The organism is Achromobacter seleniivolatilans (assembly GCF_030864005.1).
Lineage (GTDB): Bacteria > Pseudomonadota > Gammaproteobacteria > Burkholderiales > Burkholderiaceae_B > Achromobacter > Achromobacter seleniivolatilans.
This window is the reverse complement of record NZ_CP132976.1, coordinates 1,388,012-1,407,895: the sequence shown is the minus strand read 5'-3', so window position 1 is coordinate 1,407,895 and position 19,884 is coordinate 1,388,012. Positions and strand designations below refer to the sequence as shown.

20 protein-coding genes are annotated in these 19,884 nt (G+C 61.1%); 10 read left to right on the top strand and 10 right to left on the bottom strand.

Annotated features, from left to right (window positions below; all coding sequences use genetic code 11):
* Positions 1 to 120: 120 nt before the first annotated feature.
* Complete coding sequence (locus RAS12_RS06305; RefSeq protein WP_306946341.1) at positions 121 to 498, top strand: DUF423 domain-containing protein; 378 nt, start codon at positions 121 to 123, stop codon at positions 496 to 498.
* Positions 499 to 570: 72 nt separating this feature from the next.
* Complete coding sequence (locus RAS12_RS06300) at positions 571 to 1,485, top strand: DMT family transporter (RefSeq protein WP_306946340.1); 915 nt, start codon at positions 571 to 573, stop codon at positions 1,483 to 1,485.
* A gap of 6 nt (positions 1,486 to 1,491) precedes the next feature.
* On the opposite strand, the gene RAS12_RS06295 is transcribed toward RAS12_RS06300, so the two are convergent.
* On the bottom strand, positions 1,492 to 2,130 hold the full coding sequence (locus tag RAS12_RS06295; RefSeq protein WP_306946338.1) for a glutathione S-transferase: 639 nt from the start codon (positions 2,128 to 2,130) through the stop codon (positions 1,492 to 1,494).
* A gap of 3 nt (positions 2,131 to 2,133) precedes the next feature.
* Complete coding sequence (locus tag RAS12_RS06290; protein ID WP_306946335.1) at positions 2,134 to 3,306, bottom strand: PQQ-dependent sugar dehydrogenase; 1,173 nt, start codon at positions 3,304 to 3,306, stop codon at positions 2,134 to 2,136.
* A gap of 137 nt (positions 3,307 to 3,443) precedes the next feature.
* On the opposite strand from RAS12_RS06290, the gene RAS12_RS06285 reads away from it, so the two are divergent.
* A complete protein-coding gene (locus tag RAS12_RS06285) occupies positions 3,444 to 4,055 on the top strand; it encodes a glutathione S-transferase family protein (RefSeq protein WP_306946333.1) in 612 nt (203 codons plus the stop codon).
* Positions 4,056 to 4,106: 51 nt separating this feature from the next.
* Here RAS12_RS06285 and RAS12_RS06280 read toward each other — a convergent pair whose 3' ends face one another.
* Entirely contained in the window at positions 4,107 to 5,066 is a 960-nt protein-coding gene (locus RAS12_RS06280; RefSeq protein WP_306951330.1) for a LysR family transcriptional regulator, read from the bottom strand.
* 119 nt (positions 5,067 to 5,185) lie between these two features.
* Between RAS12_RS06280 and RAS12_RS06275 the strand changes: the two genes are divergently transcribed.
* The 3 genes from RAS12_RS06275 to cuyB are packed head-to-tail and all read left to right on the top strand — an operon-like array spanning position 5,186 to position 8,399.
* The gene (locus RAS12_RS06275) at positions 5,186 to 6,163 is read left to right on the top strand and encodes a Bug family tripartite tricarboxylate transporter substrate binding protein (protein ID WP_306946331.1); all 978 of its coding nucleotides are present in this window, start codon (positions 5,186 to 5,188) and stop codon (positions 6,161 to 6,163) included.
* 9 nt (positions 6,164 to 6,172) lie between these two features.
* Complete coding sequence (locus RAS12_RS06270) at positions 6,173 to 7,639, top strand: N-acyl-D-amino-acid deacylase family protein (RefSeq protein ID WP_306946329.1); 1,467 nt, start codon at positions 6,173 to 6,175, stop codon at positions 7,637 to 7,639.
* Between the two features lie 16 nt (positions 7,640 to 7,655).
* On the top strand, positions 7,656 to 8,399 hold the full coding sequence (gene cuyB / locus RAS12_RS06265) for a cysteate racemase (protein WP_306946327.1): 744 nt from the start codon (positions 7,656 to 7,658) through the stop codon (positions 8,397 to 8,399).
* Between the two features lie 74 nt (positions 8,400 to 8,473).
* Here the strand turns inward: cuyB and RAS12_RS06260 are convergent, their stop codons facing one another.
* The 7 genes from RAS12_RS06260 to proC form a co-directional block, all read right to left on the bottom strand.
* A complete protein-coding gene (locus RAS12_RS06260) occupies positions 8,474 to 9,175 on the bottom strand; it encodes an ABC transporter ATP-binding protein (protein ID WP_306946325.1) in 702 nt (233 codons plus the stop codon).
* A complete protein-coding gene (gene livG, locus RAS12_RS06255) occupies positions 9,175 to 9,942 on the bottom strand; it encodes a high-affinity branched-chain amino acid ABC transporter ATP-binding protein LivG (protein ID WP_306946322.1) in 768 nt (255 codons plus the stop codon). The genes RAS12_RS06260 and livG overlap by 1 nt, the downstream gene beginning before the upstream one ends.
* The gene (locus tag RAS12_RS06250) at positions 9,939 to 11,174 is read right to left on the bottom strand and encodes a high-affinity branched-chain amino acid ABC transporter permease LivM (RefSeq protein ID WP_306946320.1); all 1,236 of its coding nucleotides are present in this window, start codon (positions 11,172 to 11,174) and stop codon (positions 9,939 to 9,941) included. Before RAS12_RS06250 ends, livG begins: the two co-directional genes overlap by 4 nt.
* Entirely contained in the window at positions 11,174 to 12,100 is a 927-nt protein-coding gene (gene livH, locus RAS12_RS06245; protein ID WP_306946318.1) for a high-affinity branched-chain amino acid ABC transporter permease LivH, read from the bottom strand. Before livH ends, RAS12_RS06250 begins: the two co-directional genes overlap by 1 nt.
* A 191-nt stretch (positions 12,101 to 12,291) precedes the next feature.
* A complete protein-coding gene (locus tag RAS12_RS06240) occupies positions 12,292 to 13,407 on the bottom strand; it encodes a high-affinity branched-chain amino acid ABC transporter substrate-binding protein (protein ID WP_306946316.1) in 1,116 nt (371 codons plus the stop codon).
* Between the two features lie 432 nt (positions 13,408 to 13,839).
* Positions 13,840 to 14,394, bottom strand: a complete 555-nt coding sequence (locus RAS12_RS06235) for a queuosine precursor transporter (RefSeq protein ID WP_306946314.1) — start codon at positions 14,392 to 14,394, stop codon at positions 13,840 to 13,842.
* Positions 14,391 to 15,224 (bottom strand): pyrroline-5-carboxylate reductase, encoded by an 834-nt coding sequence (gene proC / locus RAS12_RS06230; protein ID WP_306946313.1) that lies wholly within the window; start codon positions 15,222 to 15,224, stop codon positions 14,391 to 14,393. The genes RAS12_RS06235 and proC overlap by 4 nt, the downstream gene beginning before the upstream one ends.
* A 193-nt stretch (positions 15,225 to 15,417) precedes the next feature.
* Between proC and ugpB the strand changes: the two genes are divergently transcribed.
* The 4 genes from ugpB to RAS12_RS06210 all read left to right on the top strand — a co-directional run bounded on the left by ugpB (position 15,418) and on the right by RAS12_RS06210 (position 19,864).
* A complete protein-coding gene (gene ugpB / locus RAS12_RS06225; protein WP_306946311.1) occupies positions 15,418 to 16,731 on the top strand; it encodes a sn-glycerol-3-phosphate ABC transporter substrate-binding protein UgpB in 1,314 nt (437 codons plus the stop codon).
* A gap of 239 nt (positions 16,732 to 16,970) precedes the next feature.
* On the top strand, positions 16,971 to 17,852 hold the full coding sequence (ugpA, locus tag RAS12_RS06220; RefSeq protein WP_306946310.1) for a sn-glycerol-3-phosphate ABC transporter permease UgpA: 882 nt from the start codon (positions 16,971 to 16,973) through the stop codon (positions 17,850 to 17,852).
* Positions 17,853 to 17,873: 21 nt separating this feature from the next.
* On the top strand, positions 17,874 to 18,725 hold the full coding sequence (gene ugpE / locus RAS12_RS06215) for a sn-glycerol-3-phosphate ABC transporter permease UgpE (protein WP_050728696.1): 852 nt from the start codon (positions 17,874 to 17,876) through the stop codon (positions 18,723 to 18,725).
* A gap of 50 nt (positions 18,726 to 18,775) precedes the next feature.
* Complete coding sequence (locus RAS12_RS06210) at positions 18,776 to 19,864, top strand: sn-glycerol-3-phosphate import ATP-binding protein UgpC (RefSeq protein WP_306946308.1); 1,089 nt, start codon at positions 18,776 to 18,778, stop codon at positions 19,862 to 19,864.
* Positions 19,865 to 19,884 lie beyond the last annotated feature (20 nt).

The following is a 19,884-nucleotide window of genomic DNA, read 5'->3' as shown; positions in this document are numbered from 1 at the left end:
ATAATATCCCATTTGGAATACCACAGGCAACTGGCGGGACTCCACATCTGACGCCCTGGCATGGCCCGATTTTGCGCATATCATAGGCGGCGTTACACATGATCACTTAAAGGACTGGCAATGACGGACCGGCAGCTCACGATACTCGCGGCGTTGAATCTCATGGTGGCAGTTGGTGCTGGCGCCTTCGGCGCGCATGGGTTGAAGCGCATGCTGACGCCTGAGCTGCTGTCGGTATGGCAAACGGGCGTGATGTATCACCTGATCCATGCGCTGGGCCTGTTCATCATTGCGCTGCTGGGGGCGCGGTTCGGATCACCGTTGCTATCCGCCGCTGGCGTGGTCATGTTTGTGGGCATTGTGCTGTTCTCGGGCAGCCTGTACATCCTGTCATTGACCGGAACCCACTGGCTGGGCGCCGTCACCCCGCTCGGCGGCGCGGCCTTTCTGGCTGCCTGGGCCATGGTGGCGCTGGCGGCGTACCGCGCCCAAGGCTGATCGGCCCCGCCACTGCTTGCGCACGTCCCCAATCCCCACGGCGGCAGGAACCGCCGATCTTGCAGGTTTCAGATGTCTTCCTCGACTGTATTACCCGCCGCCCGCGAGCACTCCGCCGCTGCAGGCATAGCCTGCGTGGTGGGCGGCATTTTCTTCCTGACGCTTAGTGACGCCAATGCCAAGTGGCTCGGCGCAAGCTATAACCCGCTGCAAATCCTGTTTCTGCGCGCCGTCATCGCGCTCCCATTTGTGATGACGCTGGCCGTGTGGCTGGGCGGCCGGCGCGTGCTCTACACCACCCACCTGGGTCTGCACCTGACACGCGGCGCCATTAACGTCGTGTCCGCCTGTTGCTTCTACCTGGGCCTGCGGGCGCTACCGCTCGCGGAAGCCACTGCCATCGCGTTTGCGGCGCCGCTGTTCGTTACCGCTTTGTCGGTGATGATTCTGAAAGAACGCGTGGACGGCCGCCGTTGGCTCGCGGTGTTGGCGGGGTTTGCTGGCGTGTTGATCGTTGTGCGCCCAGGCACTGATGCCTTTCAGGCGGCCACGTTGCTGCCCCTGACCACCGCCCTGCTCTACGCCGTCATGATGATTACCGCGCGCGGCATCAGCCGTGGCGAAGGCATGCTGACCACGACGTTCTACATCGTGCTGGGGCAATTGGTATGCAGCTCGGTGGGGCTGCCGTGGGTCTGGCAGACGCCTGCCATGGCAGACATGCCGTACTTTGCTGGAGTCGCGCTGTTCAGCACGCTGGGCCTGGCCCTCATCACGCAGGGTTTCCGCATCGGCCCCGCCTCGGTCGTGGCGCCGTTTGACTACACCGGTCTGATCTGGGCCACGATTCTGGGCTGGATTTTCTGGCGCGAGGCTCCCGACGCCTATTCCTATCTGGGCGCGCTATTCATTGCCGGCAGCGGCGTCTACATCGCCGTGCGCGAGGCGCGCAATAAAAGCCGCGCCAAACGCCGCCCCAAGCGCTAGATCTTCTTATTCGGTGGGCGGCGGAAAATTCCGCCGCAGCACGCGCGCCACGTTGGGTTCCAACGCCGCTTCACGCGCCACCGCAGTCAAGGCCGGGCACGCGGACTCAAACCAGGCTGGCCCGGGGCGCCAATGCGTCATGACCGTCACATACAGATCCAGCGCGGAAAAGCGCCGGCCCAGCATATGCGGCGCGCCGGCCTGGCGATCCAGCTCCTGCCACAACTCCGCCCGACGCGCATGCACCCGCTCACGCAAATAGTCAGCCGCCTGACCGTCCGGGGTCCATTGCGGCGGGTTGTCGCCATAGGTAAAGGTGGGGTAAATCGCCCCCACCAGACGCACCAGCAGATTCAGGAAACGCGCCCGCTCGGGTTTGTCGGCTGCCGGGGCAAGACCCGCCAGCGGCGCCACATCGTGCAGATGCAGAATCATTGCCGCGCTTTCCGTCATGACCTCGCCATCCGGTGTGATGAGCGTAGGCACCTGACCTAGCGGATTCAGGTGCAGCAGGCGGTCGCGTTCGGGGCCCGGTTTCAAATAGGGCACGTCTGTCAGCGTGTGCGGCACGTTCGCCAGCACCAGCGCCATTTCGACAATGGCCGAGCCGCAGCCCGCAGATCCGATCAGTTCATAGGTTTTCATCGCTCACCCTCCCGATTCGGCCGGCGCTACCCGCAGCAATTGGCCGGGTGAAGCATCGGTCAGCACATACACATAACCGTCCGGCCCTTGCCGCACGTCGCGTATCCGGCTCTTTCTGTCTACCAGCAGCCACTCCTGTCCCACTACACGATTGCCGTCCAAGGTCAGCCGGATCAGGTTTTGATTGGCCAACGCCCCAATGAACACCGACTTTTGCCAAGCCGGGAACCGGTCGGCGTTATAGAACGCCATGCCGCTGATGGCGGGCGACTTTGCCCACCAGAACAGCGGTTGCTCGGTGCCGGGCGCGGTCTCGCCACGAGCCTCGGGGATCGGCTCGCCTGAATAGTTGATGCCATACGTTGCGAGCGGCCAGCCGTAGTTCTTGCCGGGCTGAACCAGATTGATCTCGTCGCCGCCGCGCGGGCCATGCTCGTTTTCCCAAAGAGCGCCGGTCCACGGATTCAGCGCCATGCCTTGCGGATTGCGGTGGCCATACGACCAGATTTCCGGACGCGCGCCCGCCTTGCCTACGAAGGGGTTGTCGGCAGGCACGGAGCCGTCAACCTTCAGACGCACCACCTTGCCTTGCAGCTTGCCCAGTTCCTGCGCCGTCGGACGCTGATTGTTTTCGCCCAGCGAGATAAACAGATAACCCTTGCCGTCAAACACCAGCCGCGACCCAAAGTGCAGACCTGAAGACAGCTTTGGTTCCTGCCTGAACAGCACTTTGAAATCCTGCAAGCCAGTTGCATCGTCAGACAGACGCCCACGGCCAACCGCCGTGCCGCTCTTGCTGCCATCCGATTCGGCATAGGACAGATAGACGTAGCGGTCCTTGGCAAAGTCCGGCGACAGCGCCACATCCAACAAACCGCCCTGCCCCTGCGCGGCCACTTTGGGCACGCCGGTCAACGGTTTGGACAGTCCGCCGGGAGTACGCAACAGACGCAGGTTGCCGGGACGCTCCGTGATCAGCACGCCGCCGTCAGGCAAGAAGGCCATAGCCCAGGGGTGATCCAGGCCACCCACCACAGGCGTCACCCGAGCCGCAACGGACAGAGGCTCTTGCGCTGCGCCCGCGGGCGCAGCGGTCACGGAGAACGCAGCGGCAAGGGCCGTCAACGCAACAAAAAAGGGTAACGCGCGCATGCTCGCGGCGGTGCGTGACTGCATGGACATCTCCGGCGGCAACTGGATTGAATGCGGGCGCAAGAGGCAAGGCAGAGTGATGCGGACTGCGCCGCAGGTGGCGTACCATAGCGCCCAAGGACGGGGGGCCTCCCGTCTTTCCTCTTAGGAGACTCCCTTACATGAAACTGTACTACATGCCCGGCGCGTGCTCGCTCGCTTCCCACATTGTTCTGGAGTGGGTGGGAAAGCCCTACGAGGCGCACAAACTCAGCCGCGAAGAACTCAAGGGCCCCGAGTTCCTGAAGGTCAATCCGCTGGGTGCCGTGCCCGCTCTGACCGATGGCGGCTGGACCGTCACGCAGAACGCCGCCATTCTGGAATACCTGGCTGAACAGGCTCCGGAAAGCAAGTTGCTGGGCGATGGCACTGCGCGTTCGCGCGCTGACGTGCGCCGCTGGGTCGGCTTTATCAATTCCGACATCCACAAGACCTTCTCCATGATCTTTGGCGCGTCTCGCTTCTTGACCGACGAGAAGGCTCAGAAGGAATTGGCAGGCTCTGCGTCGACGCTGCTGACCAAGCTGTTCGCGCAACTCGATGCGCAACTGGCCGGCAAGTCCTACCTGACGGGCAACGCGCCGTCGATCGCAGACGCGTACCTGTACGTCGTGCTGCGCTGGGCGCACGCGAAGGAAGTGGATCTGTCCGGGCTAGACAACCTGGCCGCCTTCTTCAAGCGCATGGAAGCCGACAAGGCCGTGCAGGCCGCTTTGAAAGCCGAAGGTCTGTAAGCGGGTACCGGGGTAAACGCCCGTGCGCGCAAACCCCGGCCCGCTTAACAATCACGCAACATCCGCCTGCGTGGGCAACGCCGCAGCTTCCAGCGTCTTCTTCACCGCCGCCAGAAACCGCCGCGCCAGCAAGGGCGGCGCGCTCAGATTGGAGTGCGTGGCCCATATTTCGACGCTGGCTTCGGGCAAGATCGGCCGCAACACCATGTGCGCCGCCTGATCCGGGGTGACGCACCACGCGTCCACCAAGGCTGGCCCCAATCCCTGTTGAACGAATGAACAGGCCGTCACGGGCGAATGCACCTCGACGGCTGCCGCGCAGCGCGGCCCTGCGCCAAAGAACGGTTTCAACGCATGGCCCAGCGGCGTGTCCTGCGGATAGCCGATCCATGCCGCCGACGCAAAATCCTCCGGGTGCACCACTTGATGGCTGGCCAGCGGATGGTTTTTGGGCATCACGCAAATCACCGGCACCCGAGCCAATCGCACCGACGTCAGGTTGGGATGGTCTGGCGGCTGCATGGAAATGCCGATGTCGGCCTTGCCCGAAAGAAAATATGCCGCAAGCTCGTCAAAGGTAACGCTGCGGTAATCCACCCGCGCATCGGCATTGCGGCCGCGAAACCGGTCCAGCGCCATCGGAATCAGGCGCTGCCCAAAGCTGGCGCTGGCCACGATCTTCAACATACCCGCGCCCGACTGCCCCAGGCTCGCCGCCAGATCGTTCACCCGCTCGATCCCGCCATAGACCTGTTCCACCTCGGCATACAGGCGACGTGCCTCGGCGGTGGGCGACAGGCGGCTCTTGACCCGCTCGAACAGGCGGTAGCCCAAACGGCTTTCCGTCAGCGCCAGCACCCGGCTGACCGCGGGTTGCGACACGTGCAACATGCGTCCCGCGCCACTGATCGATCCGGCCATCATGATGGCGCGGAACACCTCAATCTGGCGCAGATTCAGTGGCCGCCCGGCGCTCGGGCCTACCTCGTCGGCATAGGCGTCCGCTTCCATTTTTTTCCCCTTGATCGATAACGCCGGATTATAGGATTGCGACATTTTTCGATGATGCTGCGCCGCACAGCGGGTGTAATCTGCGCCCCTCAACACAAGAAAACAAGGGGAAATCCACCATGCAACGCAAATTCCTTCGCTGTCTGACCGCGCTGGCCATCAGCGCTTCCTTTGCCAGCGCCGCCTCGGCCGGCGCCTACCCAGACAAGCCCATCACCTTTGTGGTGCCGTCGGCGGCGGGCGGTTCGCCCGATGTGCTGTCGCGCCTGATCACGACCCAGATTGCCAAGGACACCGGCGCCACCATGGTCGTGGAAAACCGCCCGGGCGCTGCCGGCAACATCGGCATCGCTCTGGTCAAGCGCGGCGCGCCTGACGGCTATACCGTTGGCTACGGAAACATCAACACGCTAGCCGTCAACCGTTCGCTGTTCAAGCGCCTGCCCTACGACGTGGATCAAGACCTGACCCCGGTCGCGCACATGTTCGACCTGTACAACGCGCTGATCGTGCCCGCAGATTCTCCCGTCAAAAGCGTGCAGGGCCTGATCGACCTCGCCCGCCAGCAGCCTGGCCGCCTGTCCTACGGGGCATCCGGCGTGGGCACCACCGGCCACATGGGCGGTGAGCTGTTCAAAAGCATGGCCAAGGTCGATGTCATGTTCATCCCGTACAACGGCGGTCCGGCCGCCATTCAGGACCTGCTGGGCGGACGTCTGGACTATTTGTTCGTCAACACATCAGAAGCCGGCCCGCTGGTCAAAAGCGGCAAGGTCCGCGCCATTGGCGTCAGCAGCTTGAAGCGCCTGTCGCTGATGCCCGACGTCCCGACGTTGGACGAGTCCGGTCTGAAGGGCTATGAGACCGTCGCCTGGGGCGGCGTGGTGGCTCCCAAAGGCACGCCTGCCGACGTGGTTGCGACCCTGAACAAAGCAATCCAAAAGGCGTTGCAGGCGCCCGAAGTGCGCACCGGCCTTGCGACCTTGGGCGCAGAACCCGCTACCGGTTCGCCAGAGGAATTCAAGCAGCTGATCGATCGTGAAACGGTCAAATGGCAGAAGATCATCGAAACCGCCGGCATCGAAAAACTGGACTAAGCAGCTCTTATGACGGAACGCGTCTTGCAGGCAGACTTCATCGTGGCGGGCGCCACGCTTATCGATGGCTCGGGCGACCCTGCGCGTCAGGGCGACCTGGCCGTGCTGGGCGACCGCATCGTGGCGGTTGGCAACTTTGCCCATCCTGCTGGCGTGCCCGTGATCGATGGCCGGGGGCAGGTTCTGGCGCCGGGGTTTATCGATTCACACACGCACGATGATGGCTACCTGCTGGCGCATCCAGACATGCTGCCCAAGGTGTCGCAAGGCATCACCACGGTCGTAACCGGCAACTGCGGGATCAGTCTGGCGCCGCTCGTACGCGCCGATATTCCGCAGCCGCTGGATCTGTTGGGGCCCAACGAACTGTTCCGCTTCGGCACGTTCCTGGCCTGGATGGACGCGCTGCGCAGCACGCCCGCCGCCGTCAACGTCATTGCGCTGGTGGGTCACACCACCTTGCGCGTGGCAGTCATGGACGACACTTCGCGCGCGGCCAACGGCGAGGAGCGCACAGCGATGCGCGAGCTGATGCAAGAAGCGTTGGACGCTGGCGCTTTCGGCGTGTCCACCGGCACTTTCTATCCACCGGCCAGCGCCGCGCCCACGGACGAAATCATCGACGTGTGCCTGCCGCTGAAAGCCGCAGCAGATTCCGGCCGCCGCGGCATCTACGCCACCCATTTGCGCGACGAAGCCGACCATATCGTGCCGGCAATGGAAGAAGCGCTGTTGATCGGCCGCGAACTCGATTGCCGCGTGGTGTTTTCTCATCACAAATTGGCGGGCGAACGCAATCATGGCCGCACGCGTGAAACGCTGGACATCATCAGCCGCGCCGCCGCCCGCCAGCCTGTCTGCCTGGATTGCCATCCCTACCCGGCCACGTCCACCATGCTGCGGCTGGACCGCGCGCGGCTGGCCAGCCGCACGATGATCACGTGGTCCAAAGGGTATCCGGAAGCCACCGGCCGCGACTTCAGCGAGGTCATGGCCGAACTGGGTCTGGATGACGAAGCCGCTGTCGCCCGTCTGACGCCAGCCGGCGCGATCTATTTTCTGATGGACCCGGCCGACGTCAACCGCATTTTCACGCATCCGCTGACGATGGTCGGCTCGGATGGGCTGCCATTCGATCCGCACCCGCACCCCCGCCAATGGGGCACGTTCACCAATGTGCTGCGCACGATGGTGCGCGAGCAGCAATTGTTGTCGCTGGAAGCCGCAATCCACAAAATGACGGGCTTGGCTGCCAGCCAGTACGGGGTCTCCCAGCGCGGTCTGCTGCGCGAGGCGTATTATGCTGATCTGGTGCTGTTCGATCCCGCCACGGTGACAGATGTGGCCACTTTTTCAGCTCCCATTCAGGCTAGCCAAGGTATCCATGCGGTTTGGGTCAATGGCAAGCGGGTATGGGACGGGCAACAGACCAGCACTGAACGCCCGGGCCAAGTTCTGACGCCCGGTGATGCATGAGCACGGAGTTTATAAAGTGAAGACGTTTTCCCAGGACTGCTACCTGGGTGTATTAGGCGGCATGGGCCCGATGGCCGGCGCAGCATTTGCGCTCCGTTTGGCGGCGCTTACGCCCGCCGCAATTGATCAGCAGCACATCCCGACCTTGCTGCGTAACGATCCCCGTATCCCCGACCGGTCCAGCGCCTATATGGCCGGCGGCGCCAGCCCGCTGCCTCATATGGTTGATGGCGTGCGCTTTCTGGAGCAATCCGGCGCGCAGTTGATCGCCATTCCGTGCAACACCGCCCATCTTTGGTATGACGAGATCGCGGCGTCTACCGGCCTGCCGGTGCTGCACATTATTCAAGCGGTCGCGGATGACCTGCGCCGTCTGGGATTGTCCAGCGGGCGCATCGGTTTGATGGGCACGGCGGCCACATTGAAGCTGGGGCTGTATCAGAAGCACCTGGAAGCGCAGGGCTATGAATGTATTGTGCCCAACGATGATGAAGTCGAGCGCTACTGCATGGGCTCGATCCGCGCAGTCAAGGGCAACCGTCTGGAAGAGGCGTTTGCGCCTGCGGCTGAGTGCATCGCTTTGCTCAAGGCCCGCGGCGCAGATGCCGTGGTGCTGGGCTGCACCGAACTGCCGTTGGCCGTACCGCACGCGCTGCGCGCCAGCCTGGGCGTGACGCTGACGGATTCGATCGATGCGCTGGCCCGCGCGGCAATTTCGCACTACCAGGCAGATCAGCCGGAAGCGCTTATTGCGGCGTAGCGGGTTGAACAAAAAAAAGGCGCATCTTTCGATGCGCCCAATTTCCCTTCGCGGGGAATGGATCAACGAAGGCGTCAGCCGCCCAGGTACGCTTTGCGCACCTGATCGTTGACCAGCAAATTGGCGCCGGTGTCTTGCAGAACGACTCGGCCGTTTTCCAGCACGTAGCCGCGATCCGCAACGCCCAGCGCCTTGTTTGCATTTTGCTCCACCAGGAACACCGTCACGCCCTGCTCCCGGATTTCGCGGATGATGTCGAAAATCTGCGCAATCACCAGCGGGGCCAAGCCCAAAGTCGGCTCATCCAACAGCAGCAGGCGCGGACGCGTCATGAGCGCGCGGCCGATAGCCAGCATCTGCTGTTCACCGCCCGACATCAGGCCGGCGCGTTGGGCGGAACGTTCCTTCAAACGCGGAAACAGCCCATAGACGTGCTCGATGCCCGCTTCAATCTCTGCTCGCTTGGAGAAGAAGCCGCCCATCATCAGGTTCTCGGCAACCGTCAGGTCCTTGAAAACCCGGCGGCCTTCCGGCGAAATGGCGATGCCGCTACGCATGATGTGGTGCGTGTCTTTGTTCGTGATGTCCTCGCCTTCGAAGGTAACCTTGCCTTCCTTGGCTCTGGGATTTCCGCAGACGGTCATCAGCAGCGTCGTCTTGCCTGCGCCGTTGGCGCCAATCAGCGTGACGATCTCGCCCTGTTGGACTTCCACCGACACCCCGTTCAACGCCTGAATGGCGCCGTAGTAGGTGTGTATGTTTTCCAGCTTAAGCATTATTCCTCCCCCAGGTACGCTTTGATGACGCGCTCGTCGTTGCGCACCTGCTCGGGGGTGCCGGTAGTAATGGGCTTGCCGTGTTCCATAACCAGAATACGATCCGAAATGCCCATGATCAGGCTCATGTCGTGCTCAATCAGCAGCACCGCAACGCCAAACTCGCGCCGCAGCTGATCGATAAGCGATTGCAAGTCGCGCTTCTCGTGAGGGTTCAGACCCGCCGCCGGTTCGTCCAGCATCAGCAAGCGCGGCTTGGTGATCATGCAGCGCGCGATCTCCAGGCGGCGTTGATGGCCATAGGCCAGATTGCCGGCCTCCCGGTTGGCGAATTCACGCAGACCCATGAAGTCCAGCCATTGCGCGGCACGCGAGAGCGCATCGGCTTCGGACTGCCGGTAGCCTTTCAGCTTCAACAGACCCGGCAACAGGCGCGACTCCACCTGCGTGTGCTGCGCAACCAGCAGGTTTTCCAGCACCGTCAGTTGCTTGAACAGGCGCACGTTCTGAAACGTGCGCACCAGTCCGTGCCGCGCCACCTTATGGCTGGGCAAGCCAGTGATCGGCTTGTCGTCCATGAGGATATCGCCTGCCGTCGGCGCGTAAAACCCGCCCACGCAGTTGAACACCGTGGTCTTGCCGGCCCCATTGGGGCCGATGATGGCAAACACCTCGTCGGATTTGACTTCGAACGCCACGCTGTCAACGGCCAACAAACCGCCGAACCGCATGGTGAGTCCGGATACTTTAAGCAATGCCTCGCTCATTTAGACAGCTCCACGTGGGGACGCTTCATGGGCAACAACCCCTGCGGACGCCACATCATCATCAACACCATCACCAGACCGAACATCAACATCCGGTACTCGGCGAACTCACGCGCCAGCTCAGGCAGGACCGTCAACAGAATGGCCGCAAGAATCACGCCCACCTGAGAGCCCATGCCACCCAGCACAACAATCGCCAGGATCAGCGCGGATTCGATGAAAGTGAAGGACTCCGGGTTCACCATGCCTTGGCGCGCCGCGAAGAACGCCCCGCCGAAACCGGCAAAGGTTGCGCCCAGCGTAAACGCCGACAGCTTGATGCGCGTGGGATTCAATCCCAGCGAGCGGCACGCGATTTCATCTTCGCGCAGCGCTTCCCAGGCGCGGCCGACCGGCATGCGGATCAGACGCGTCGATACGAACAATGTCACCAGCGCCAGCATCAGCGCCATCATGTACAGATACACGACCATGTGCTGGTTCTGGAACGTCAGCCCGAAGAAATCATGGAACGTCGTGCCGCCTTCCGTGCTGGCGCGACGAGTCATTTCCAAGCCAAACACCGTCGGTTTCGGAATACCCGAAATGCCGTCAGGACCGCCCGTCAGCGTATTCAGGTTGATCAGCAGCAAGCGGATCATTTCGCCAAAACCCAGCGTCACAATGGCCAGATAGTCTCCCCGCAAGCGCAGCACCGGGAACCCCAGTACGAAGCCGAACAGCGCGGCCATCGCGCCCGAGAACGGCAGCGCTTCCCAGAAGCTCCACCCGCCCCAGTGATACAGCAAGGCGTACGTGTAGGCGCCCACGGCGTAGAAACCCACGAAACCCAAATCCAGCAGCCCAGCAAACCCCACCACGATGTTCAGGCCCAGGCCCAGCATCACGTAGATCAGCACCAGCGTGGCGATGTCCACCGAACTGCGGCCCGCGAAGAACGGCCAGATCACCGCCACCGCCAGAATCAGCACCATCAGCGCCTTGTGGTTCTTGGCTGGCGTCGAAGGCAAGGTCGGAAGACTCTTCTTGAGATTCTGGAACGGCTTGGCAATCCACGGCCGCAGCATCTGGAACACGAACACCACCGCTGCGGCAAGCGCCACCAGCGACCAGTGCGATTCCATCGATGTGCGCGCGCCCTGACGGATCAGTTGCAGGCCGAACACCGGGGTCACGATAACGGCCGTCAGCACGGCCGCCATCGTGGCGTTTTTCAGATTGTTTTTCGACATCAGACTTTTTCCACCTCAGGTTTGCCCAGCAGCCCGGTGGGACGGAACAGCAGAATCAGGACCAGCAGCGAAAACGCCACGATGTCCTTGTACTGCGACGAAATATAGGCAGCCGCAAAGGTCTCGGCCAGTCCCAGCAACACGCCGCCCAGCATCGCGCCGGGGATGCTGCCAATACCACCCAGAACGGCCGCCGTGAATGCCTTGATACCGGCCAAAAAGCCGATGAAGGGATTCAGTTTGCCGATAGTGATCGCGATCAACACGCCACCCACCGCCGCAAGGATCGCACCCATCACGAACGTGAACGAGATCACGCGGTTGGTGTCGATGCCCAGCAGATTGGCCATGTGCATGTCTTGCGAGCAGGCGCGCGATGCGCGGCCCATGCGGGAATACTTGATGAAGAGCGTCAAGGCCACCATCAGCACCACCGTCACCACGATGATCATGATGCGCGAGTACGGCACGGTAACGTCAAAGTCCGTGCCCATGTGGAACTGCACGGCGCCGGACACCAGCGAAGGCACGGCCATGTCGCGCGCGCCCTGGCCCAAGGCCACCCAGTTCTGCAGGAAGATGGACATACCGATGGCGGAGATCAGCGCCACCAGACGGGGACTGCCCCGGACGGGCCGGTAGGCCACGCGTTCAACGGAGAAACCGTAGATACCCGTAACCGTGATCGCCACCAGCAGCATGGCGGCAATGATGAACGGCACCGGCAAACCGCTATTGGTGCCGATGGACGTCAGGGTGACCAGGCCGACATAGGCGCCGATCATATAAATTTCGCCGTGAGCGAAGTTGATCATTCCGATGATGCCGTAGACCATTGTGTAGCCGATGGCGATCAGCGCGTAGATCGCGCCCAGAGACAATCCATTGAAGAATTGCTGGGTAAGTTGGGGTATGAGGTCAGACATTATTTCTCTTGCTCCAAATAGTTCCGGCTCCGGTAGAGAGACCCGGAGCCGGAAACCTGGGCGTATTTTATAAGGGCCTGTAGTCACCGCCCGCCGGCCGCACAGCGCTTTTGGCGCATCGCTACGCGGATTACGGCACAACGTGAACAACAGGCCCTACACGCCGGCACCACGCCGGCGGGATCGCGAGTTTACAGCTGGGTCTTCTTCCCGTTTTTGTCCCACTTATAGACGGCGAATTCAAAGTTCTTCAAGTCGCCCTTGGCATCGTATTCAACCTTGCCGATGCCGGTGTTGAACGTGGTCTTGTGCATGTAGTCAGCGACCTTGGCGGGGTCTTCGCCCACCGCGTTGATGCTGTCGGCCAGAATTTGCACGGCGGCATAAGCGGGCATCTGGAAGGCGCCATCCGGATCACGCTTGGCGTCCTTGAAGGCCTTCACGATGCTTTCGTTGCCAGGCAGCTTGGTGAAGTCAGCCGGCAGCGTGACCAGCAAGCCTTCGATAGCCGGGCCGGCAATAGCCACCAGATCCTGGTTGGCTGTGCCTTCCGGACCCATGAACTGAACCTTCAGGCCTTGTTCACGCGCTTGACGCAGCAACAGGCCAAGTTCGGGGTGGTAACCGCCGAAATAGACCAGATCCACGCCAGCCGACTTGAGCTTGGTGATGATGGCCGAGTAATCGCTGTCGCCGACGTTGATGCCTTCGAACAGCGCGACGTTCACGCCTTCTTTGCCCAACGCGTCCTTGACTTGCGTAGCCACGCCCGAACCGTAGGTCTGCTTGTCATGCAGGACGGCAACCTTCTTGGGCTTGAGCGACTTGGCGATGTAGCTGGCGGCGTACGGACCTTGCTGGTCGTCACGGCCAATCGTGCGGAAGAAATAATGCGGCTTGATCGTGTCGGTAACCAGCGGCGACGTGGCGCCCGGGGTAATGCCGACAATGCCCTCTTCTTCGTAAACCTTCACGGCGGCAACCGTGACACCCGAGCACGCATGGGCCACAGCGAACTTGGCGCCGGAGTTAACGACGCGGTTGGCGGCAGGCACGGCCTGCTTGGGCTCGCAGCCATCGTCGATCAAGATCGGCTCAAGCTTCTTGCCTTTGACGCCGCCCTTGGCGTTGATGGTCTCGATGGCGGTCAACGCGCCGGCCTGGATCTGGTCACCGTATTGCGTGTTGGGACCAGTCATGGGCTGCGGAATGCCGATCTTGATCGTGTCGGCGGCGTGCGCGGCGCCAGCCAAGGCAAGTGCCCCAAGCGCCATGGCTACCGGGGTAAGGCGATTCAGAAACTTCATGCGGAATTCTCCAGCGAGGTTTTGAGCGGCTCTGATCGATTCGGTTTATCAGGAGGGTGCCCTGTAATCCGTATCGTGCGTCGCCGGCTTCTTGGGCAAAAACACGGTGTGGGCGGTATTCTGGAAGCAAGCCGCCATACTGTCACTGCGTGTAATCCCCAATATTTTCCATTGGACCATTAATCGTGACGGATAGCCTAGCCAAGCCCATGAATTCATGGCACAAATCGAAAGTCGGCTTTATTTATTCACTGGCGCCACACAAGCAGCTGCTGCAGCGATATATATGAAAAATCATTAATACATTGTTTAAATACGCATTTAAATACAGTACTTACGCAGGCCTTACGAATAATTCAAATATAAAAAAAGCGCACCGGGCAGATTAACTGCCGCAGCACGCTTTTTATTGCCCCGCCGGATAGTTCTGAATCAGGCGTTGGCTGGTTTGCCCAGATTCCACATCAACGCCCGGAACGGCGCCAGCATGCTGATATTGACGACCAGTTTGATGGCCAGATCGCCCATCATCCAGGTGGTCCACGGCGCCCCGGTTGCCGCAAACGCCACGCTGAAAAACACTGCCGTATCCAGAATTGCGCCCAGTACGCCAGAGACCAATGGCGCGCGCCACCAGCGCTGATCACGCAAGCGGTCAAAAACCTGGATATCGACCAATTGCGCGCACACATACGCCAGTCCAGAAGCCAGGGCGATGCGCGGCGAGGCCACCCATACGGACACCACCAACGCTGCGGCAAAGCCGAACCAGACGACACGGCGAGCAGCAGCGGGGCCAAAACGGCGATTCAATACATCCGTCACCAGGAAGGCGATCGGATAAGACAAGCCGCCCCAGGTCAGCCAGTCATTGAGCGGAACCTGGACCAGAATGTTCGAGCCCACCACCACGGCCAGCATGCACAGCACGGCAATGCCGAACTGCACACGGCTCATGGATGGAAAGCGAGTCACCCCCTGCTTCATTTTCCAAACTCCTCCGCCAGTTCACGCGATCGCAGCGCAGCGGCCGCCATGGCGTCTTCAACAATGCCGGTAAAGCCCGCAGCGCCAAACGCGGCCAGCGCCGCCGCTGTCGTACCGCCCTTGGAGGTCACGCGTTCGCGCAGCACTGCCAAGGGTTCGGTCGACTCCGCCGCAAGGCGTGTGGCGCCTGCCAGCGTGCCCAATGCCAATTGCTTGGCCTGGTCTTCGGTGAGGCCCACTTTAAGCCCACCCGCCACCAGCGCTTCAAGGAACAGGAATACATAGGCCGGACCGCTGCCCGATAACGCCGTCACGCCATCTAAGGCCGCGTCATCCGCTACCCACACGACCTGCCCCACGCTCGCCAGCAGGCTGGCGGCCAATTCACGGTCGGCGTCGCTCACTCCATCCAGGGCGGCCAGACCGGTGATGCCAGCGCCAACCAAAGCAGGCGTATTGGGCATGCAACGCACCAGACGTTCAAACGGCGCGTCCGGCGTACCCAGCCACGCAGCCAAGGTATCGGCGCGGATACCAGCGGCCACGCTTACCACCAAGGTGTCGTCCCGCAACCACTGACGCGTAGAAGCCACAACATCTTTCATGTTCTGTGGCTTCACTGCGAACACCCAGACGCGGCAGCGCGCCAGGGCCTCGCCCGGGGCGGTGGCAGTGGTCATGCCACGGGCCTGCCAGGCCGCATGCCCATCCTGGTTTATGTCAATGACATGGATGTTCCCCGCGGGGCATACTTTACCGGCCAGACCCGATGCCAACGCGGCAGCCATATTGCCGCCGCCAATGAACGCAATCGAAAGTTCGTTTTTCATAGCTGCGCATTGTAAACGGTCATCTTCGTTGGGGAAAAAAAACAAAATGTTCGTTCGCGCCTAAAACGCGCAATTTGACAGGCGTTTGGTCTGATGTGAAAGTCACGGTTTTGTCACAAACAATTCATAAGGTGACGTGTTTTCTGCGTCCGGACAACCCGGCCGCAACACGCCCAACTGGAGGAACTTCCCTATGCGATCACACCGTATTGCCTTAACCTTTGCCGCCATCATGACGGCTTTCGCAGGCGCTTCCGCGCATGCGGCCACCGAGATCCAATTCTGGCACTCGATGGAAGGCGCTCTGGGCGACCGCGTCAATGGCCTGGTCGACGAGTTCAACAAGAAGAACCCCGACTACCAAATCAAAGCCGTCTACAAGGGCAACTACGGTGAATCGATGAACGCAGGCATCGCCGCGTTCCGCGCTGGCAATGCTCCGGACATCCTCCAGGTGTTTGAAGTCGGCACTGCCACCATGATGTACGCCAAGGGCGCCATCAAGCCGGTGCAGCAGATGTCCGAAGAAGTCGGCAACCCGATCGACCCGAAGGAATTCATCGGCGCAGTCGGCGGCTACTACTCGTCGGCCGACGGCAAGCTGGTGTCGATGCCCTTCAACAGCTCGACCGTGGTGTTCTACTACAACAAGGATGCCTTCAAGAAGGCAGGCCTGGACGCCGATAAGCCGCCCAAGACCTGGGAAGAATTGGCTGTCGTCGGTCAAAAGCTGAAGGCCGCTGGTCAAGAGTGCGGCTACACCACCTCCTGGCCGTCCTGGGTCCAGCTGGAAACGTTCTCGGCCTGGCATAACGTGCCGTACGCCACCAAGGACAACGGTTTCGGCGGTCTGGACGCACGCATTGCCATCAACACCCCGCTGCACGTGCGCCACCTGGAAAACCTGGCCAAGCTCGGCAAGGAAGGCATCTTCATGTACGGCGGCCGCGGCGACGAGCCGAACTCGCTATTCATCAGCGGCAAGTGCGCCATGATCACCGGTTCGTCCGGCCTGCGCGCCAACATCGCCAAGAACGCCAAGTTCGAATTCGGCACCTCGACCGTGCCCTACTACGCTGACGTGCAAGGCGCGCCGCAAAACACCATCATCGGCGGCGCTTCGCTGTGGGTCTTCGCCAACAAGAAGCCGGAAACCTACAAGGGCGTGACCGCGTTCTTCAAGTTCCTGGCCAGCCCGGAAATCGCCGCTCGCTGGCACCAGCAAACGGGTTACGTGCCGGTTACCAAGGCCGCTTACGAACTGACCAAGAAAGATGGGTTCTACGAAAAGAACCCGGGCACCGAAGTCGGCGTGAAGCAATTGAACGTTGAAACCACTGCACAATCGCGCGGCCTGCGCCTGGGCTTCCTGCCGCAGATCCGCGAATTGGAAGATGCAGAAATCGAACGCATCGTGTCGGGCAAGGTTTCGGCCAAGGACGGCGCTGAAAACATCGTCAAGCGCGGCAACGAGCTGCTGGAAAAGTTCGAGAAGAGTGTAAAGTAGCGCCCTTCCCGCAGCGCTGAAAATTCCTGGCCGCTGGCATAATCCATGCCATGACAAGGACTTAGAGGCGATTGCGGGTGGCAAACACTGCCAAACGCGAGGCTTAAAGCCCTGGTTTTTTTAGGGCTTTAAGCCTATCGTGTTTTTACAAAAAGACGTTTCGCAAGAGACGTTTTACGAAGGCGGCTTCAGGCGGCGGTTAATCCAACCGCCGCTTTTCTGTACCTTGGGTTCCCCCTATGGAAAAACGCGTTGTATTTGGGCATAAGACCTTGCCCTACCTGCTGCTTCTGCCGCAGTTGATCATTACCGTGGTCTTCTTCTTCCTGCCCGCCGGACAAGCCATGTGGCAGTCCATGCGCCTGGAAGATGCCTTCGGTCTGTCCTCCGAGTTCGTCGGACTGGACAACTTCATGGAACTGTTCTCGCAACAGGCCTACCTCGATTCCTTCCGTGTCACCGCCGTCTTCTCGATTCTGGTGGCAGGGGTCGGTCTTAGCGTGTCCTTGCTGCTGGCCGTCATGGCCGACCGCGTCATCCGCGGCTCAGGACTCTACAAGACCTTGCTGATCTGGCCCTACGCCGTGGCGCCTGCCGTCGTCGGCGTGCTGTGGCTGTTCATGTTCTCGCCTTCCGTGGGCATCCTGGCCGTTGCATTGCGCAAATCGGGCGTGGACTGGAATCCGCGCCTTGATGGCAACCAGGCCATGATGCTGGTGATGGTGGCGGCGGTCTGGAAACAGGTGTCGTACAACTTCCTGTTCTTCCTGGCTGGCCTGCAATCGATTCCGCGCTCGCTCATTGAAGCCGCCGCTATTGATGGCGCAAGCCCGGCGCGCCGCTTCTGGAGCATCGTGTTCCCGCTGCTGTCGCCCACCACCTTCTTCCTGCTGGTGGTCAACATCATCTATGCCTTCTTTGACACCTTCGCCGTTGTGGACACCACGACGCAAGGCGGTCCCGGCACGTCGACCTCGATCCTGGTCTACAAGGTGTACAGCGATGGTTTCCGCGGCCTGGATCTCGGTTCGTCCGCTGCCCAGTCCGTTGTGCTGATGTTCATTGTGGTTGCCTTGACGGTCGTACAGTTCCGCTACGTCGACCGCAAAGTGCAGTATTGATTTTGTTCGAGGCTAATAACAATGGTTGAACGCCGTCCCTGGCTGGATATTCTGGCCCACGTCATTCTGCTCTGCGGCGTGGCGATGGTGGCATTTCCGCTGTACGTCACTTTCGTCGCGTCTACCCAGACCGCTCAGGAAGTCGCGCAAGCGCCGATGTCGCTGATTCCCGGTCCGCATTTTGTCGATAACTACATGCAAGCGCTGTTCGGCGGCTCGTCCGGCGGTTCGTCGGGCGCGCCCGTCGGCCGCATGATGTACGTCAGCCTGATCATGGCGCTGACGATCTCCATCGGCAAGATTGCGATTTCGCTGCTGTCGGCCTTCGCGGTGGTGTACTTCCGCTTCCCCGGCCGCATGTTCTTTTTCTGGATGATCTTCGTCACGCTCATGCTGCCCGTTGAAGTCCGTATCGCGCCTACCTACAAGGTGGTCGCCGATCTGGGCATGCTCAACAGCTATGCGGGTTTGACCTTGCCGCTGATCGCGTCGGCCACGGCCACCTTCCTGTTCCGCCAGTTCTTCCTGACGGTGCCGGACGAGCTGATCGAAGCCGCCCGCATTGACGGCGCGGGTCCGGTGCGTTTCTTTTTCGACGTGCTGCTGCCCCTGTCCAAGACCAGCATTGCCGCCCTGTTTGTGATCCAGTTCATCTATGGCTGGAACCAATACCTGTGGCCGCTGCTCGTCACCACGCAGGAAGACATGTACCCCGTCGTCATCGGCATCAAGCGGATGATCAGCGGCGGCGATAGCGTGACCGAATGGAACATCACCATGGCCACCGCCATGCTGGCAATGATTCCGCCGGCGCTGGTCGTCATCCTGATGCAGAAATGGTTCGTCAAGGGTCTGGTCGACACTGAAAAGTGACGCTTGCCTGCCCTCGCCCACCCGAACACGACTCTGAATACGAATAACACATGGCTACTCTCAGCTTCCGTAAAGTCAAGAAAACCTATGCCGGCAACGTGCCGGTCATCCATGGCATCGACATGGATGTCAAAGACGGTGAATTCATCGTCATCGTTGGCCCGTCCGGCTGCGGTAAATCCACGCTGATGCGCATGGTCGCCGGCCTGGAAACCGTGACCAGCGGCGAAATCGTGATTGACGACAAGGTCGTCAATCAACTGGAACCCGCCGAACGCGACATCGCGATGGTGTTCCAGAACTATGCGCTCTACCCGCACATGACCGTGTTCGAGAACATGGCTTATGGCTTGAAGATCCGTAAATTCTCCAAAGATGAAATCAAGAAGCGCGTTGACGCCGCCGCGCAGATCCTGGAACTGAGCCACCTGCTGGACCGCCGCCCGCGCGCGCTGTCGGGCGGCCAGCGCCAACGTGTTGCCATGGGCCGCGCCATCGTGCGTGAACCCAAGGTGTTCCTGTTTGACGAACCTCTGTCGAACCTGGACGCCAAGCTGCGCGTGGCAATGCGCCTGGAAATCATGAAACTGCATCGCCGTCTGGGCACCACCAGCCTGTACGTGACGCACGATCAGGTTGAAGCCATGACGCTGGCCCACCGCATGATCGTCATGTATCAAGGCGTGCCCGAGCAGATCGGCACCCCGATGGAAGTGTTTGAAAAACCCGCCTCGACGTTTGTGGCCGGCTTTATCGGATCGCCTCCGATGAACCTGATGGAAGTTGACGTGGCCGGCGACGGCACCGTCAAGACCACCGACGGCATGCCGCTGGAGATCTCGCCCCTGCAAGTGCCCTCGCAAGTGCGCGGCCGCAAGATCATCATGGGCATGCGCCCCGAGCACATGCTGTTGAACACGCAAGGCGTGCCGGCCGAAGTCGAAATGGTCGAAACGCTGGGTTCCGAACAGCTGGTTCACTGCCGCTGCGGCAAGACCACGCTGGTCGTGCGCTGCACGACGCGCCAGTTGTCCGAGTCGTCTGCCAAGGTGGGCGACCGCGTCAACGTCGGCCCGGATGGCCGTCACCCCCTGCACTGGTTCGAGGCCGACTCCGGCCGCCGCGTTCAAGGGCTGTAAAAGCATAGACCCGTCCCCTG